Genomic DNA, 14,304 nt, shown 5'->3' on the forward strand with positions numbered 1-14,304 from the left:
GCACGGGGAGCGACCCGGCTTTTGAACCAGTTAACGCAATTCCACGTGTGTTTCAATCCACGCTCCCGCACGGGGAGCGACTTAATGCAGGGGATGCAACACTACCTTTTCAGCCGAGTTTCAATCCACGCTCCCGCACGGGGAGCGACGAATGAGATGGCGGACCTTAATAAAACCGAGCAGGTTTCAATCCACGCTCCCGCACGGGGAGCGACTCAACTCGTGTGGACCACACGTATAAACCAAATAGTTTCAATCCACGCTCCCGCACGGGGAGCGACCGTTATGGCGCGAACATCCCGCAACGGAGATGCAAGTTTCAATCCACGCTCCCGCACGGGGAGCGACTTAGCGGCCAGCGCAGACGGACGCGGTAAACTCCTAGTTTCAATCCACGCTCCCGCACGGGGAGCGACTCAATCTGTTCGTGCTCTATTTCTTCTACTTTAAGTTTCAATCCACGCTCCCGCACGGGGAGCGACATATAAGGACGCAGTCGAACGCGTAAAAGCGCTAGTTTCAATCCACGCTCCCGCACGGGGAGCGACGTTGTCCGTTCCGCTCGTAACCGATATCGTAATTGTTTCAATCCACGCTCCCGCACGGGGAGCGACTAACGTACCTAGTGTAAATATGAGCATGTCACCCGTTTCAATCCACGCTCCCGCACGGGGAGCGACGGGGAGAGGTTATGAATATACCAGCCGATCTAAACGTTTCAATCCACGCTCCCGCACGGGGAGCGACACAACCTCCCTCCTCTTCCATGTATTGACGGGGGGTTTCAATCCACGCTCCCGCACGGGGAGCGACGGGATATTCTTGACATACATCCTCATATGGTGTAGTTTCAATCCACGCTCCCGCACGGGGAGCGACATGGAGTATCATTTTATTGAATGGTTGATTATAGAGTTTCAATCCACGCTCCCGCACGGGGAGCGACCTCCATCATTTCAATTTATTATCATCGACGACAAGTTTCAATCCACGCTCCCGCACGGGGAGCGACTTCACACAGCGACCGTCAACAACCGCACGATTACGGTTTCAATCCACGCTCCCGCACGGGGAGCGACTCGAACGCACGTTGATGTTACCGCCTTTGACGCAAGGTTTCAATCCACGCTCCCGCACGGGGAGCGACAATTACACGCTGCCCGTCATGGGTAGTAGTAAGTTGTTTCAATCCACGCTCCCGCACGGGGAGCGACCAGTTTTTTTTCGCACTTGTCGCTGGTTTTTTCCGTTTCAATCCACGCTCCCGCACGGGGAGCGACAGCACCCTCAAAAACTCCTTACCTAGCAAGGAAAAAAAGGCCCATTTTCGCGAACCTCATTTTCCTCTCCCTTATCCACCCGTTTAGCTAATCCAAAATCCGCATTACCCCTTACGGGGAGCGGAGTGCGAACGTGCCGGGGTTTTCATGGGAGCTTCCGGTTCGCGTGGAGGTAAGTCGCTTCCTATAATAGCACGGCTCCCTTCCCCCACTAACCAAACCTTCCTTACCAGCTACAACTATTCCCTTACTAAAGCTTATAAATCTCGCTATACTTCTTCTCCAAATATTTCACCAAATATTGCGGGTCCAGCGGCTTGCCGGTTACATTTTGGATCAACTCGGAAGGTGTTCTGAGCTTGCCGTATTTGTAAATGCGTTCGCTGAGCCATTCTTTGATCGGCAGCAGATTCCCTGTGCTTACAAGCTCCCAGAAGTTCGGCAGCTCGCGCTCCAGTGTATCGGCGAATTGCGCTGCATACATGTTGCCCAGAGAATAGGACGGGAAGTAGCCGAATGCGCCGCCGGACCAGTGTACATCCTGCAGGACGCCTTCTGCATTCGTCGGTGGTTCAATACCCAGATATTCCTTATATTTATCATTCCAAATAGCGGGAAGATCCGCGGCCTTCGCGCCTTCGTTAAATATCATTTTCTCAATTTCATAGCGGATAATAATATGAAGATTATACGTCAGTTCATCGGCTTCAATGCGAATGAGTGACGGCTGAACGACGTTATTTCCCCGATAAAACTGATCCAGCGTCACATCAAGCTGACCCGGGAACTGCTGCTGCAAAGCGGCAAAATTATGCTGCCAGAACGGCTTGCTGCGGCCAATGACATTTTCCCAGAAACGTGATTGCGACTCATGGATGCCCATCGATGTGCCTGTGCTTAGCGTCGTTCCATCCAGCTCAGCCATAATATTTTGCTCATACAGCGCATGGCCACCCTCGTGAATGGTGCCGAACAAGGCGCTCGTCACATCATCTTCCAAATAACGTGTCGTAATTCGCACGTCGCCTGTGTTGAGTCCTGTTGCGAATGGATGCGTGCTTTCATCAAGTCTGCCCGCTTCAAAATCGTAGCCCATCTGCTTCAAAATCCGCAGGCTGAACGCTTTTTGAGCTTGCTTATCATAGTTTTGACGCAGGAAGGACGTATCCGGTTGATGCTTGGAAGCCGCAATTGCTGCTGCTAGTGGAACCAGCTGCTCGCGCAAGCCGCCGAACACTTTGTCCAGCTCCTTCACGGTCATGCCCGGCTCATATTGGTCAAGCAGCGTGTCATAGCGGGTTTCTTTCGGCCCCCATAAGTCGATAAACTGCTGCGTATAATCGATGACTTTTTCCAAATAAGGCTGGAAGCCCTCATAATCGTTAGCTGCCTTCGCTTCTTCCCATTTGGATTCTGCCTGGGAGCAAATAACGACATGCTCCTCATAAAGCTTCGGCGGAATTTTGACGCTGCGGTCGTATTCTTCCCTCGTATCGGTTACAAGCTTGCGCTCTATTTCGCTTAGTTTGCCAAACGTTTCCGGCTGTTCCAGCTCACTCAGCCATTCACCTAATTCAGGCGATGTGGAAAGCTTGAACATGTCGCCGGACAAAGATCCGATGACCTCCGAACGCATATCCATGCCTTTGCGCGGAGCGCCGGTGCGCAGGTCCCAATACAGCACGCCTAGCGCCTCACCGTAAGCTTTCAATTTTTTCACCGTTTCCAGAAACGGAGCAAGTGCCTTCGAATTATGTACGGTCATTTCTCATCACCCTTTCCAAATAAATAAAAGATCAGCCTGTTTCACCATAAAATGAGCGATTTCAGCAAAAGAATAACGTCATTCCTTCATCTTTCATCTGATCTTAACTTGATCTTAACGATTACTGTACGTATAATCAACTTTAATCTAAACATCATTAAAGTGCGATTTGAAATGGAAGAGAGGCATCACCTATGTTTATAACTTTTTCGCCATCGGCAGTTGAGCAGCTTTCTCCTTATTTAGAGGACGGCGTTCATCAGCTTAAGCTGCTGCATGATACAGAAGGCTGCGGCTGCGTTGTCAGCGGCGTCCCTGCCCTCCAGCTTGTAAAGGAACCTAGTTCAGACGACCGATTAACACAAGGTCAGCCCTTCTCCTTTTTGTATGAGCCCCGCCATGAAGTTTTTTTTGAGCCTCAACTGCGTATCGGTTACGATACAGATCGTGGAACATTCAGTTTGAAAAGCGACGGACAAATCTATTCCCTTAATTTGCGATTTCTGACGGCCTGAAGGCTCCAGCCTATGCACACTGTGTTTTATGAGGATTCAACTAAGATTAATCTGCAACACCAGATATAGGAGGAGCCTATGAACAACGTTGATCAAATCATGAACGATAATACAGCTTTTGTTGAGCGCAAAGATTATGAGCAATACATAACGAGCCGTTTTCCCGATCGAAAAATGGTTATCGTCACCTGCATGGATACGCGACTCACCGAAATGCTGCCTAAAGCGATGAACCTGCGCAACGGAGACGCCAAAATTATTAAAAACGCTGGCGGCATCGTCACCCAACCGTTCGGCAATATTATGAGGAGCGTCTTAATCGCCATCTACGAGCTGCAAGCCGATGAAGTGTTTGTTATCGGGCATCATGGCTGCGGCATGACCGGGCTTAATCCCGAGGTCATCGTCCAGCATATGACGGATCGCGGCGTACCTGAGCAGACGGTTGAAACGCTGAGGCATTCCGGGCTCAATTTTATGCGCTGGCTGACTGGATTCGACAATGTGAAAGAAAGCGTGGAGAAAAGCGTAGGCATTATCCGCAACCACCCTCTGCTTCCGCCAAACGTTCCCGTTCATGGCATGACGATAGAGCCGGAAACAGGCCAACTTGATCTCATTGTCAACGGCTATGACAAGCTGAAGCAGCCATAAACGCAAGCCTTTCCTAAATAAACCTATTGATTTGAAAAAGTAGCCGTTCCCGCACAAAAGGGAAGTTGAACCGATAGCTGCCTGCGCACAATCATTCAACGATTGTGCGTGGACGGCTTCTTTGTTCTCGCGGCAATCGCTTCTGCTCTTGCGGCAATGACATCGCTGCGATCCCGCAACGTATGACGATGGATAAGCGCTTCGTCTGTCATATCGCTTGGCAACCCCCACTGCTTCTGGGTTATTCCTCTTTCCGTGCATTCCTGCTCACATAACACTTGCAGTTCAGCATCGACAATCTCGAGAGTCATATCTTGATAGACAGGCGAAATGACATCTTCCTGAGGCTTGGCCCTCGCGAGCACAGCTTCCAGTTCCACAACTGCCTTAGCGCCATTTAGTCCGAGACTGTCCAGAGCTACGGCGGTCAGCTTGCCGAGCGCTTGCTCGTACATTTTTGCTGCGCCTGCGAGATTGCCCCGCCGCTCATGATATTGGCCAACAGCCAGCTGGATCAGCCCTACCCAGATTAACGCCCGCTCATCTTCTGGATGTTCCTTCCAATACTCCTCCAACAGCTCATGGCATTCGAAAAAATCTCGCGTTGCATGAAACTCAACTAAATACGATACGTAATGTCCTGGATATTTCATACCAATCTTTCCCTTCTGCCTTTCTCCTCATTGTAGCGTTTTGTGTTGAGGATGTGCAACTGACTAATCAGGCCACAGCGAATGCCATTCAAACGATAATTTCTCTGGCGATCATGCAACAATATTCGCCCAAGCTCAGTCTAAATAAAATACGGCTACCAATACTTTACAATGGAATGAATTAGATTTATTTTTAAAAAAAAAGCAAGTGGATAACTTTAACAGATTTTTTATAAACCATAGATCCAGGTGATACAGGCACGATGATCGGAGCTACTGCTTCAAGTAATTTTAAATAAAACTTTATTATACGATGACAATATGAATAATAAGGCCAAGATAACCAGCTGTTTTCGATGCATTAATGGAAACAGCTGATTTATTTTTTAGACTCATTGACTGTTTTAGTAGCTATCGATCATTTTATGACGTGCCCTAATTTCCGTAGACGGTTGAACTTATAAAAATATAGCTAACGATAAAATAGAAAGCTACATATTCTCGTCATGCTACCTACTAACGAAAGCTATATAAAGTAATCATTCTGCCAATGTGCCAATGTGCTAACATGCTTTATTTTTTAATCCCTCGAAATTGCTCCTCTGATGCTAGTTAATGGATTTTTCAATCATACGGTTTGTACTTATGCCTTTTCTTTAAAAGAATAGTGTAAAGCACAAAGAAACCGACTCCCTCAAGAGCAGGTCTCTTTGGCTTAGCCATCTTTCAATATAAAAAGCCTCTAGACTTACTGTTCCTATAAAAAAAAGACGCTCCCAGCAGCTTAAGCCGCAGGAGCCTCTGTAAAAGCACACCTAATCTATTCGTTATCAGCTAAGTATTTGCTCCATCCTTCAATAGATCGAGCCTCTCCTCAGCGCTGATCTTTGGGCAAGTACTGCAATACCCATGCACCTGCTGTCCCTCCCGCCGCAGCCGGTAAGCTAAGCAGCAATATCGCCGTAAAAGAACCGAAGCCCCTCCATATTGGCGATGCTGAAATTCTTTAAATGAAACATCCAGCGGATTACCATGCCTTTTTTGGAACAAAACATGCCGGTCAGCCTTTATAAGCTGCAATCGCTGTTCCGTTTGCCAAATACTCGTATTGTGCTCGAGTTGGGCATAACATTTTTGAACATAATGCGAAATCAGCGACCACATGACGCTAACCTTTGCTCCAGTATGCGAGGATACCGCCGTCAAAATCTTTTCCGTATGCTGAAGCAAACGATCTGTCCAATTTTCAACCTCTACTTTGCGTTGTTCCAGCTCAAAAACGGGCGGCCATGGACGCACGGCCAACGTTGCCTGATACTCCATCGCTGCTAGATTCATTATTCGAAATCGCACATTTGCAGCCGATGTTTCCAGTAGACAGTCAAATAAACTAACAGCAGACAGCATGCCCATAAAAAATACAGCGTAACGTTTGGCAAACAAGGTTCCTACTACAATACCACCCGGATCTCCCAATTGTCTGGACTGGAGCTTCATAATGTGAGAGCATTTAGCAGGATCTAGAAGCTCTGCAGCAGAGAATGGATAAGCTTCTTCCGCCAATTCCCCTATGGATATCCGAAAATGGTCTTGTAAAAAGTTAGCCGCCTGTTCCCGCTGAGAACAATCCTCCATCTTCTTACTCAATCATCTTCAATACTTCATCTATGATTTGTCCGCGTCCAATGACGCCCCAGCCTTTAAAGAGCCAAAACGAGTCTGTTTCATACACCTTATTGTTTTGCACCGCAGAAACCTTATTCCAAAAAGAGCTATCGTTGATGCTCTTGAGATTATCCTGTCCATTAGGATCAACCTCAAGCACGATATAATCGGCGTCTAAGCCCGAAATCACTTCTAAAGACAGCTCGCCGCGCTGCTCCTCAGGCGTCAATGACGTTTTCGTAAAGCCGAGATCGTGGTACAACAACGTATTTGTTGGATGGCCTTTTTCCGCATAAATTTGCAGGTTTTTCTCTCTGACTCTTAAATAAGCAAGGTTATGGTTGTCGATAGCCTTAATTTTCTCACTGGCTTGTTTAGTCTTTGCATCAAGCTCGGCAATTTTCACTTTAGCCAAATCCACTTTGTCGTACAATTCGGCCACCTTCAATAAATCCGCAGTCCAGTAGGTCGTATCATCGCCATACTCCAGCCACTCCGTACCAAGCACAAGCGTTGGCGCGATCTTTGCCAGCTGATCATACGTATTTTCCGCGGTCCGGCTCTCTATGAGAATGACATCCGGCTCCAGTTGAACAATTGCTTCCAAATTGGGACTATCCGCAGAGCCTACTAATTGTACACCTTCCAGCTCGCTTGCCAAATAAGGCAGGTAATCTCCACCATAACGGGTCTCTACATTTACGCCAACTGGTTTTTCGCCGATAGTCAGCAGATGATCGATATAAGCAGCGGAAAGCACGACTATTTTGTCGATCTTAGCTGGAACGATGGCCTCCCCTTTTAGGTGGGTAACGGTTCGAGTCGCTTTTTCCACAGGTTGATTTGCAGATTGATTCGTTTGTTCAGACTCGCTCGCTTGACCTTCTGCTTTACCGCAAGCCGTCACTGCAAGCAGCAGCATAGCCCATAATACGAGGTACATCATTCGGTGCTTATTCATTTGTTGTTAACCCTCTCTTTATAGTAATAATAATCATTATCACTAATCATAAAGAAAGGCCCTTCCAATAACCATGGATTATTCCATGCGATTAGGTTGGATCATTTCATTCTATTATTCCCAGCTTTAATGCTGCATAGTTCATCGCCCACATTCTCCCGGAAGGGCCCAGCGCTTTGAAAAATAAATCACTAGCATCATATACATGATGGCGACGTACCGCATCAAGGGATTGCCACTCTTCCGATTGAAGCAACTGCTGCAAGCGCTTCTTCGAGCCTTTAGTTGGATCAGCCATCAGAAAAATATGCTGTGAATTAAATAATGGCAGTTCATTCAGCTGGATATCGAGTGCCCATTCGTGAGCAGGGAACCGATCCGGAAGCGTTAAACCCAGATCATCATAAAAAAGGCTGCCCGTTTGATTTTTTCGCCCATATACCCGATAAAAGTTCTGGCTCACCCTTATAAAATAAACGCTCTGTTCTCCCAAGCAGGCCTTCATTCGTTCCTTCAGCTTTTCCGTTCTCTCGCCATAGCTGCTTATCCATGCTGCGGCCTGCTGCTCTCTGCCTAATAGGCCAGCAAGCTGCTCCAGCGTCTGTCCATACTTGTTCGAATGCTTTAGTACGGCAGTTGGCGCAATCTGATTTAGCAGCTCATCTCGCTCCAGACGATCACTTGTCAGCATCAGATCCGGCTTTGTTCGGAGCAGCTTATCGTAATTCGTGTGACCGCCTTGGAGCATAGAGCTTTGCTGGCTGTACGCATTCAGCCTCGGAATGGTGTAGGTGGAGGAAACCCGGTCCGTATAGGACAGCGCAGCAACTGGCTTATAGCCAAGCGTGATTAGATGGTCATCCAGTCCATAATATAAAGCCGCAATGCGATGGCATTTATTTTTAATATATAAGGTAGGAGCAACGCCTTCGGCTTTTTTGAAAACTCTGCTGAAATAATGCTCATCCTTGTAACCGACCTGCTCAGCTACACGCTTAGCTTTCATCGAGGAAACTAATAATTGCTTTGCTTTAGTAATCCGTTGCTTCATAAGATATTCGGTAGGTGTGGTGCCCATTTGGTGTTTAAAAATTTTCGTAAAATGATTCGGACTGAAGCCTGCCATTTCCGCCAATTGGCTGACCTGCAAATCCTTCGTGTAATTTTCATTCATATAGGCCAGCACCTGCTCCATGCCTACAGTCTGCTGCTCCGCTGGTTTGCTTGTGCCCATCATCAGCAACAGCAGCTTAGAAAGATTGTAGTGGATCGTATGACTCTCTTGTACTCTGGCTTGCCGATTTAATTCAAACAATTGCTGAATTAGCCCTTCAACCGCAGCAAGATCGTCAACTCCCTCCATCTTCCCCTTCAATGGAAATATAGGCCGCTTCACTGACCAGCCTTCTCGCTGCCTGCTCAACTGCATACAGGAGAACACGATCAATGAATACTGAATCGGATCGGTGGAGTCCGAATATCCTTCGACCATCATTTCAGGCTGTAGAAAAAATAAATCGCCTGGCTTGACTTGAGCAGCATGACCGTTCATTTTCATTAAGCCCTTGCCAGCAGTTACATAGACTATGGCATAGGTATGGATAATTTTAGGGGTTAATGGATCGTCCGCTTGACCCCGAAAAGAATAGCAGTGAACCGAAGTAAAAATCAGTCTCTTTAACAAATTTGCTAGATCATTCATGAGCCGCGACGCCGCCAACCAAAAACGCGTACATGCACAATGCCCTTCGTCACCCAATGGGCTAAAATATACAGCACAATAAATAGAATTAGGAGCGGTTTAAAAAAGAACACCGCCACTAGCCAGCTGACGAGAATCTGCCAGCGTTTCATGCGCCGGATAACCTTCATTGGTGCTAAAAAAATACGGTACAGCTTATGGCTGTTTTGCAAAGCATTCAAATATTCATCCTGATATTGCTTATCCTCTGGATTGAGCCTGACGGCACTTTGCATATACTTTTCCTGCAGCGTATAATCGCCGCGGTGGCCTGCCGCCCAAGCGAGATGCAGCAGCACACCTGGATCTTCCGCCTCGATCTGAATAGCCTGCTTGTCCAGCTGCTCCGATTCCTCAAAATGACCCAGCAGCGCTTCCGTATAGCTCAGCACAGCCAAATAAAGCGGCGAATCCGCATTCAGCTGGAGCGCTTGCAGCAGATACTCCTTCGCTTGCTTTAATTTTCCCATTTTGTTCATTTGACTAGCAAGCAAATAGTAGTAATGGGCTCTGTATGGTTCAATTCGCAAAGCTTCATAAGCAGCCTCAAGAAAGGCATTCACATCATCCATATCGTAATAGGTGACAACCCGCACATACCAAGCATCCGTATGGTCCGGATCTCGCTTCAACACTTCACCGGACCAATACAAGCTTTTCTCGTAATCTTCCATTAATAAATAAATCTGTGCTATAAGGGCTAATGCATCTGTATCTTCCGGGTTATGGCGCAAAAGCTGCTCCGTTTGCTCCAGAGCTTCCTTATACCGTTTCCACTCGATCAGCTGATATACAGCAGCATAAGTATTTTGCTCAAAATCTCTGTCTTCCGCCAAAGCTTTTCCTTGCTCCTTCCTGCTATTTAATGCCGTGCTTCTTCATATAATCTAGCACAACCTGGTAATCACGGTTTACATCACTGAAGGTCGCATAGTTTTTCGCGGTGGAGAACCATTCCAGTGTTGTCGCTTTGCGGGATTTTACTGCAGCTTTCACATCATTTTGAGAAATAGGCTGCACTTCACCCGTCTCCAGCATGCGCTCCATCGCCGATTCCACCGCATCGCTAACGACCTGCTCCAAATCAGCTCCGGAAAAATATTTCGTCTCGGCAGCAATCCGCTCCAAATTCAGCGAATCCATCGGCTTGCCTTTCAGCTTCAGCCCCAAAATCGTTTGGCGCTCCGCTTCCTCTGGCGGCGGTACAAAGACAAGGTGATTAAAGCGTCCGGGACGTCTGAGAGCGGAATCCAAATACCATGGCGTATTGGTTGCGCCAATTACAAATACGTTCTCGTTCTCCGCTTGCAGACCGTCCAGCTCTAGCAGCAGTTGGTTGACCAGCATGCGGTCGTGATGCTGGCGCATTTGGTTCCGGCTGCCGCCCATTGCATCAAGCTCATCTATGAAAATGACACAAGGCCTGCACTGGCGCGCTTTTTCAAAAAAGTCATGCAAATTATGCTCGCTCTGGCCTGTGTACATTGAAAGAATCGCCTGCAGCTCAATATGGATAAAATTTGCTTCAATTTCGCCCGCCACTGCTCGTGCCAGAAACGTTTTGCCACAGCCTGGAGGTCCAAACAGCAGCAAGCTTCCTCCAGCTGATTTGCCATAGGCGGCAAACAATTCCGGCTGCTTTAGCGGCAAAATGAAGTTCATGCGAATTTTCTTCTTAACATCCTCTAGTCCGCCTACATCATCGAACGTTTCCGCTGGCTTATCCGACTCGACAAGCGATTGATCCTCTTGATTGAATTGAATAAGCTTTAGATTTTTGCGCCTTTGCGCTGCGAGATCATCAAAATCAGACATTAGGCTCTCTCCTCTACTAATCTAGCATGCTGAATTTACGCTATTTATCCAGAATAATGAAATATATTGTCGTTTGCAAGGGAAGTGGGCCATTCTACTCTTCCTCCACTACCTCTTCCCATGCAGCATCCTGCCCCTGCCTTTCAAACGCCGAGCCAAGCTCCCCCTTAAAAGGCACTAATAAACTAGCATCCCGGTCTACCATTTCATAAACCTGCACCCTGAAAATATTATCGGCGTTAATATAGCTGTCTTCCTCATCGCCTGCGAACAAACGCCAGCCGCTGTCCTGCTCATTGTCGCCAGCTTCACGGTACATCCAGCACACGGCATCGCCCTGCTCCAAGCATCTCCTAGAAACGAGCGCCATTTTTTCGCCATCCGCAAGCCATCTTTCATCGCCTTCCCGCAGGATCGTTCTGGCAATATGCTGCGGCTCGAACATTAGGCTGTCTCCTAGCTTCAAGGTTTTCAAATAGACTGGCTGGTTCGTCAGCACCCCGGTGTATTGCTCAGTCGCTTGGTTAAAGCCTGTAACCTCCACCCACATCCGTTCGGCTCTCGGCTCATTTTCACCCGGGTTTGCCAGTGTAAAATGCAATCGGACCCGCCTACCTACTTCTTGCGACCGTCGCTCCTTCGCAGGCGGGATAAAGAAGCTGTCTGGATACAGCTTGCTTGTCTGCTCTACATCTTCAAGCGTCCATTCCATCATTCATTCCCCTTTCTCTCTTATATTCTTCATATCCCCAAAAGGCTTCCTCTGTTCCGCCGTCCTCCAGCAGGATCATTACCGCATAAGAGATGATGCTCAGCCATTCCTCCATCTCCTTCGTTTGCTCTGCCGTAATGATGCCGTTACTCCGCAGCATGCCATCCGGCTCTACCGCCCAGGCTCTGCCCAAATGGCAAATGCTCCATAAACAGGCCATGATTTCACTGCTGACCGATTTACTCGCTAATTCGGGCGACAGCACATCAAGGATTGTCATTACCTCATGAAAATTATCCTCTACGAGCTGACCGCTAAAGGGGCGGAGCATGCCGAGAAACCCTTTCGTCATTTTCTCCTGCTCGATATCGTCAAACGCAAAGGCATGGCATTTTAATAAGAGTAAAGCGTCTTCCCTATTCATTGGCCTCTCCTTAACTTTCAAGCTTCGCGCTGAAATAGAATTGTTTTTATAAAAAAAGCTGTCCCCGCACCAATCAGAAAGTTGTGCTGTGAGCTGCAATAGCCCCTCAGTTCCATTCTTGTGCTTGGACAGCTTTATAGGTTTCGGGCAAAAGGAAGAGGCTTAAAGCTCTTTCGACGCCTGCTCCAAATATTTCGTTAATTGCGAATAATCAGGGGTATCCTTTTCCTGAATTTTTATCGTTTTTCGTTCCTCAGGCCCTTCAAACAGCTCCGCTGGCAAATCCAGACTCGCCGTGTTGAAAATCGTGAAGGAAACCGCTTTTTTGGAAGGCGAAATGACCGCCGCATACTTGCCATTTTTCAAAAAGTGAGGTTTCTTATATTGCAGCCGCTCCTGAACGTCAGGAATGACCCCGTGTACGAGGCTGCGCAGCTGATTGGATATTTCCACCTGCCAAGGCACATCCAGCGCTTCTATAAAAGCAGTAATTTCTTCTGTTTTCGACAAAACGTTTCCACCTCTCGCCTATCAGATGAATTTCGACAATGATTCACAAGCTTGTTTTTTCCTGCTGTCGTTCCCTGAGTGTATTATGCAGGATTATGGAAGCGATGTCCATATTCGTGTATTTACGTTCCGCAATAAGTGCGGTAAGCACGGCCTGAAGGCTCAGGCAATGTCGCATATTCAGCCTGCTTTGGAGAATGTGCATACGGATCAGCTAGCACCTCAAGCAGCCGCTCCATTACACTGTAATCGCCTTTTACCGCTGCTTCCAGCGCCTCTTCTACCCGATGATTGCGGGGAATTACGGCAGGATTGCTGCTGCGCATGAGCTGATCCGCTTCCTCTACGGACTGCTCCTGCCTGCCCAGCCTATTCTGCCAGCGCTCATGCCACTCTGTATATTCGGTGCTGCTAAACAGAGCCGAGTCATCCGGCTTGTTAAACGTTAACGCCACAAATGTATTCGTATAATCCGCGCCATGCTTCTCCATCAAAGTGAGCAGGTCTTTCATCAGCTCGTCGTCCTGCTCCTCCTCATTGAAAATACCCAGCTTTCCACGCATGCCTGCAAGCCAATGACGATGGTATTGGTCTGTAAAATCAGCTAAAGCTTGCTCGGCAAGCTTTAGCGCCTGCTCCTCATCATCATGCAGCAGCGACAATAGCGATTCAGCTAATCTTGCCAAATTCCAGACCGCGATGTAAGGCTGATTTCCATAGGCATAACGCCCCTGACTATCGATGGAGCTGAACACTGTCGCCAGATTAAAAGCATCCATAAAAGCACATGGGCCATAATCAATCGTTTCGCCACTAAGCGCCATGTTGTCCGTATTCATGACGCCATGAATAAAACCGACGAGCTGCCATTTGGCAATCAGCGATGCCTGACGCTTAATTACTTCCTGCAGCAAGGAGAGATAGCAATTGTCATCCCCAGCAATATGCGGAAAATGTCTTTGCACGGTGTAATCCGCCAGTGCTCGCAGCTCCTCTGCTGTTCCCCATTGCGCAGCAAATTGAAACGTTCCGACACGGATATGGCTCGCCGCTACGCGGGTTAAAATAGCACCCTGCTGCGTATCCTCTCGGTAAACAGGCTCGCCCGTTTTCACGACCGCCAAGCTGCGGGTAGTGGGAATACCTAGCCCATGCATGGCTTCGCTAATGATGTATTCACGCAGCATCGGCCCAACCCCCGCACGGCCATCTCCACCGCGAGAATAGGGCGTGCGGCCTGCGCCTTTTAACTGAATGTCGACTCGCTCGCCTGAGGGTGATATTTGTTCGCCCAGCAGCAAAGCCCGTCCGTCACCCAAGCGGTTAAAATGTCCAAATTGATGCCCTGCATAAGCCTCAGCAAGCGGCAAAGCACCTTCGGGAATTTGGTTGCCTGCAAGCATGGCGACACCTTCATCATTTTGCAGCCCCTCAGCATTTAACCCTAGTGATGCAGCTAACGCTTCATTGCATACAATCAGCTCCGGTGAGCGCACTGGGGTTGGGTTTGTTGCTGTAAACAATCCGTCTGGCAACCTTGCATAGCTGTTGTCAAAGTTCCATCCGATATATATATTGGCTTGCTTCTCGCTCATATTCGATCGCCTAC

13 protein-coding genes and 1 CRISPR repeat array (1 of these 14 only partly in view) are annotated in these 14,304 nt (G+C 48.0%); of the genes, 2 read left to right on the forward strand and 11 right to left on the reverse strand.

The window, feature by feature from the left end:
- Nucleotides 1–1,280: direct repeats of the CRISPR family, unit length 32 nt; unit sequence GTTTCAATCCACGCTCCCGCACGGGGAGCGAC; it begins 151 nt to the left of the window's first position.
- 250 nt (nt 1,281–1,530) lie between these two features.
- On the reverse strand, nt 1,531–3,045 hold the full coding sequence (locus ASF12_RS00100; RefSeq protein WP_056028092.1) for a carboxypeptidase M32: 1,515 nt from the start codon (nt 3,043–3,045) through the stop codon (nt 1,531–1,533).
- Between the two features lie 194 nt (nt 3,046–3,239).
- Here ASF12_RS00100 and ASF12_RS00105 point away from each other — a divergent pair, with 194 nt between their 5' ends.
- Nucleotides 3,240–3,560 carry an iron-sulfur cluster biosynthesis family protein gene (locus ASF12_RS00105; RefSeq protein ID WP_056028095.1) on the forward strand — a complete coding sequence of 107 codons (321 nt, stop codon included), beginning with the start codon at nt 3,240–3,242 and terminating at the stop codon, nt 3,558–3,560.
- 78 nt (nt 3,561–3,638) lie between these two features.
- Entirely contained in the window at nt 3,639–4,214 is a 576-nt protein-coding gene (locus tag ASF12_RS00110; RefSeq protein WP_056028098.1) for a beta-class carbonic anhydrase, read from the forward strand.
- A 95-nt stretch (nt 4,215–4,309) separates the two neighbouring features.
- Here ASF12_RS00110 and ASF12_RS00115 read toward each other — a convergent pair whose 3' ends face one another.
- The 10 genes from ASF12_RS00115 to ASF12_RS00160 all read right to left on the reverse strand — a co-directional run bounded on the left by ASF12_RS00115 (nt 4,310) and on the right by ASF12_RS00160 (nt 14,290).
- Entirely contained in the window at nt 4,310–4,867 is a 558-nt protein-coding gene (locus ASF12_RS00115; protein WP_056028101.1) for a DUF309 domain-containing protein, read from the reverse strand.
- Between the two features lie 834 nt (nt 4,868–5,701).
- A complete protein-coding gene (locus tag ASF12_RS00120; RefSeq protein ID WP_235532995.1) occupies nt 5,702–6,514 on the reverse strand; it encodes a hypothetical protein in 813 nt (270 codons plus the stop codon).
- Nucleotides 6,507–7,493 (reverse strand): ABC transporter substrate-binding protein, encoded by a 987-nt coding sequence (locus ASF12_RS00125; RefSeq protein ID WP_056028110.1) that lies wholly within the window; start codon nt 7,491–7,493, stop codon nt 6,507–6,509. Before ASF12_RS00125 ends, ASF12_RS00120 begins: the two co-directional genes overlap by 8 nt.
- A gap of 106 nt (nt 7,494–7,599) precedes the next feature.
- The gene (locus ASF12_RS00130) at nt 7,600–9,195 is read right to left on the reverse strand and encodes an AraC family transcriptional regulator (protein WP_056028112.1); all 1,596 of its coding nucleotides are present in this window, start codon (nt 9,193–9,195) and stop codon (nt 7,600–7,602) included.
- Nucleotides 9,192–10,070 carry a tetratricopeptide repeat protein gene (locus tag ASF12_RS00135; protein ID WP_056028115.1) on the reverse strand — a complete coding sequence of 293 codons (879 nt, stop codon included), beginning with the start codon at nt 10,068–10,070 and terminating at the stop codon, nt 9,192–9,194. Before ASF12_RS00135 ends, ASF12_RS00130 begins: the two co-directional genes overlap by 4 nt.
- Nucleotides 10,071–10,092: 22 nt before the next feature.
- A complete protein-coding gene (locus tag ASF12_RS00140; RefSeq protein ID WP_056028118.1) occupies nt 10,093–11,049 on the reverse strand; it encodes an ATP-binding protein in 957 nt (318 codons plus the stop codon).
- A gap of 94 nt (nt 11,050–11,143) precedes the next feature.
- Nucleotides 11,144–11,764: an immunity protein Imm33 domain-containing protein gene (locus ASF12_RS00145; RefSeq protein ID WP_056028123.1), complete on the reverse strand. Its 621-nt coding sequence runs from the start codon at nt 11,762–11,764 to the stop codon at nt 11,144–11,146.
- Nucleotides 11,745–12,185 carry a hypothetical protein gene (locus ASF12_RS00150; RefSeq protein ID WP_056028126.1) on the reverse strand — a complete coding sequence of 147 codons (441 nt, stop codon included), beginning with the start codon at nt 12,183–12,185 and terminating at the stop codon, nt 11,745–11,747. The genes ASF12_RS00145 and ASF12_RS00150 overlap by 20 nt, the downstream gene beginning before the upstream one ends.
- A gap of 162 nt (nt 12,186–12,347) precedes the next feature.
- Nucleotides 12,348–12,695, reverse strand: coding sequence for a DUF1801 domain-containing protein (locus tag ASF12_RS00155; RefSeq protein ID WP_056028129.1), 348 nt, complete (start codon nt 12,693–12,695; stop codon nt 12,348–12,350).
- Nucleotides 12,696–12,817: 122 nt separating this feature from the next.
- Complete coding sequence (locus ASF12_RS00160) at nt 12,818–14,290, reverse strand: protein adenylyltransferase SelO (protein WP_056028132.1); 1,473 nt, start codon at nt 14,288–14,290, stop codon at nt 12,818–12,820.
- Nucleotides 14,291–14,304 lie beyond the last annotated feature (14 nt).

The organism is Paenibacillus sp. Leaf72 (assembly GCF_001422685.1).
Taxonomy (GTDB): Bacteria; Bacillota; Bacilli; order Paenibacillales; family Paenibacillaceae; genus Pristimantibacillus.

Excerpts from the sequence above, each read along its gene's own strand:
- ASF12_RS00100 (WP_056028092.1), bottom strand. The coding sequence starts at position 3,045 with ATGACCGTACATAATTCGAAGGCACTTGCTCCGTTTCTGGAAACGGTG.
- ASF12_RS00105 (WP_056028095.1), top strand. The coding sequence starts at position 3,240 with ATGTTTATAACTTTTTCGCCATCGGCAGTTGAGCAGCTTTCTCCTTAT.
- ASF12_RS00110 (WP_056028098.1), top strand. The coding sequence starts at position 3,639 with ATGAACAACGTTGATCAAATCATGAACGATAATACAGCTTTTGTTGAG.
- ASF12_RS00115 (WP_056028101.1), bottom strand. The coding sequence starts at position 4,867 with ATGAAATATCCAGGACATTACGTATCGTATTTAGTTGAGTTTCATGCA.
- ASF12_RS00125 (WP_056028110.1), bottom strand. The coding sequence starts at position 7,493 with ATGAATAAGCACCGAATGATGTACCTCGTATTATGGGCTATGCTGCTG.
- ASF12_RS00130 (WP_056028112.1), bottom strand. The coding sequence starts at position 9,195 with ATGAATGATCTAGCAAATTTGTTAAAGAGACTGATTTTTACTTCGGTT.
- ASF12_RS00140 (WP_056028118.1), bottom strand. The coding sequence starts at position 11,049 with ATGTCTGATTTTGATGATCTCGCAGCGCAAAGGCGCAAAAATCTAAAG.
- ASF12_RS00145 (WP_056028123.1), bottom strand. The coding sequence starts at position 11,764 with ATGATGGAATGGACGCTTGAAGATGTAGAGCAGACAAGCAAGCTGTAT.
- ASF12_RS00150 (WP_056028126.1), bottom strand. The coding sequence starts at position 12,185 with ATGAATAGGGAAGACGCTTTACTCTTATTAAAATGCCATGCCTTTGCG.
- ASF12_RS00160 (WP_056028132.1), bottom strand. The coding sequence starts at position 14,290 with ATGAGCGAGAAGCAAGCCAATATATATATCGGATGGAACTTTGACAAC.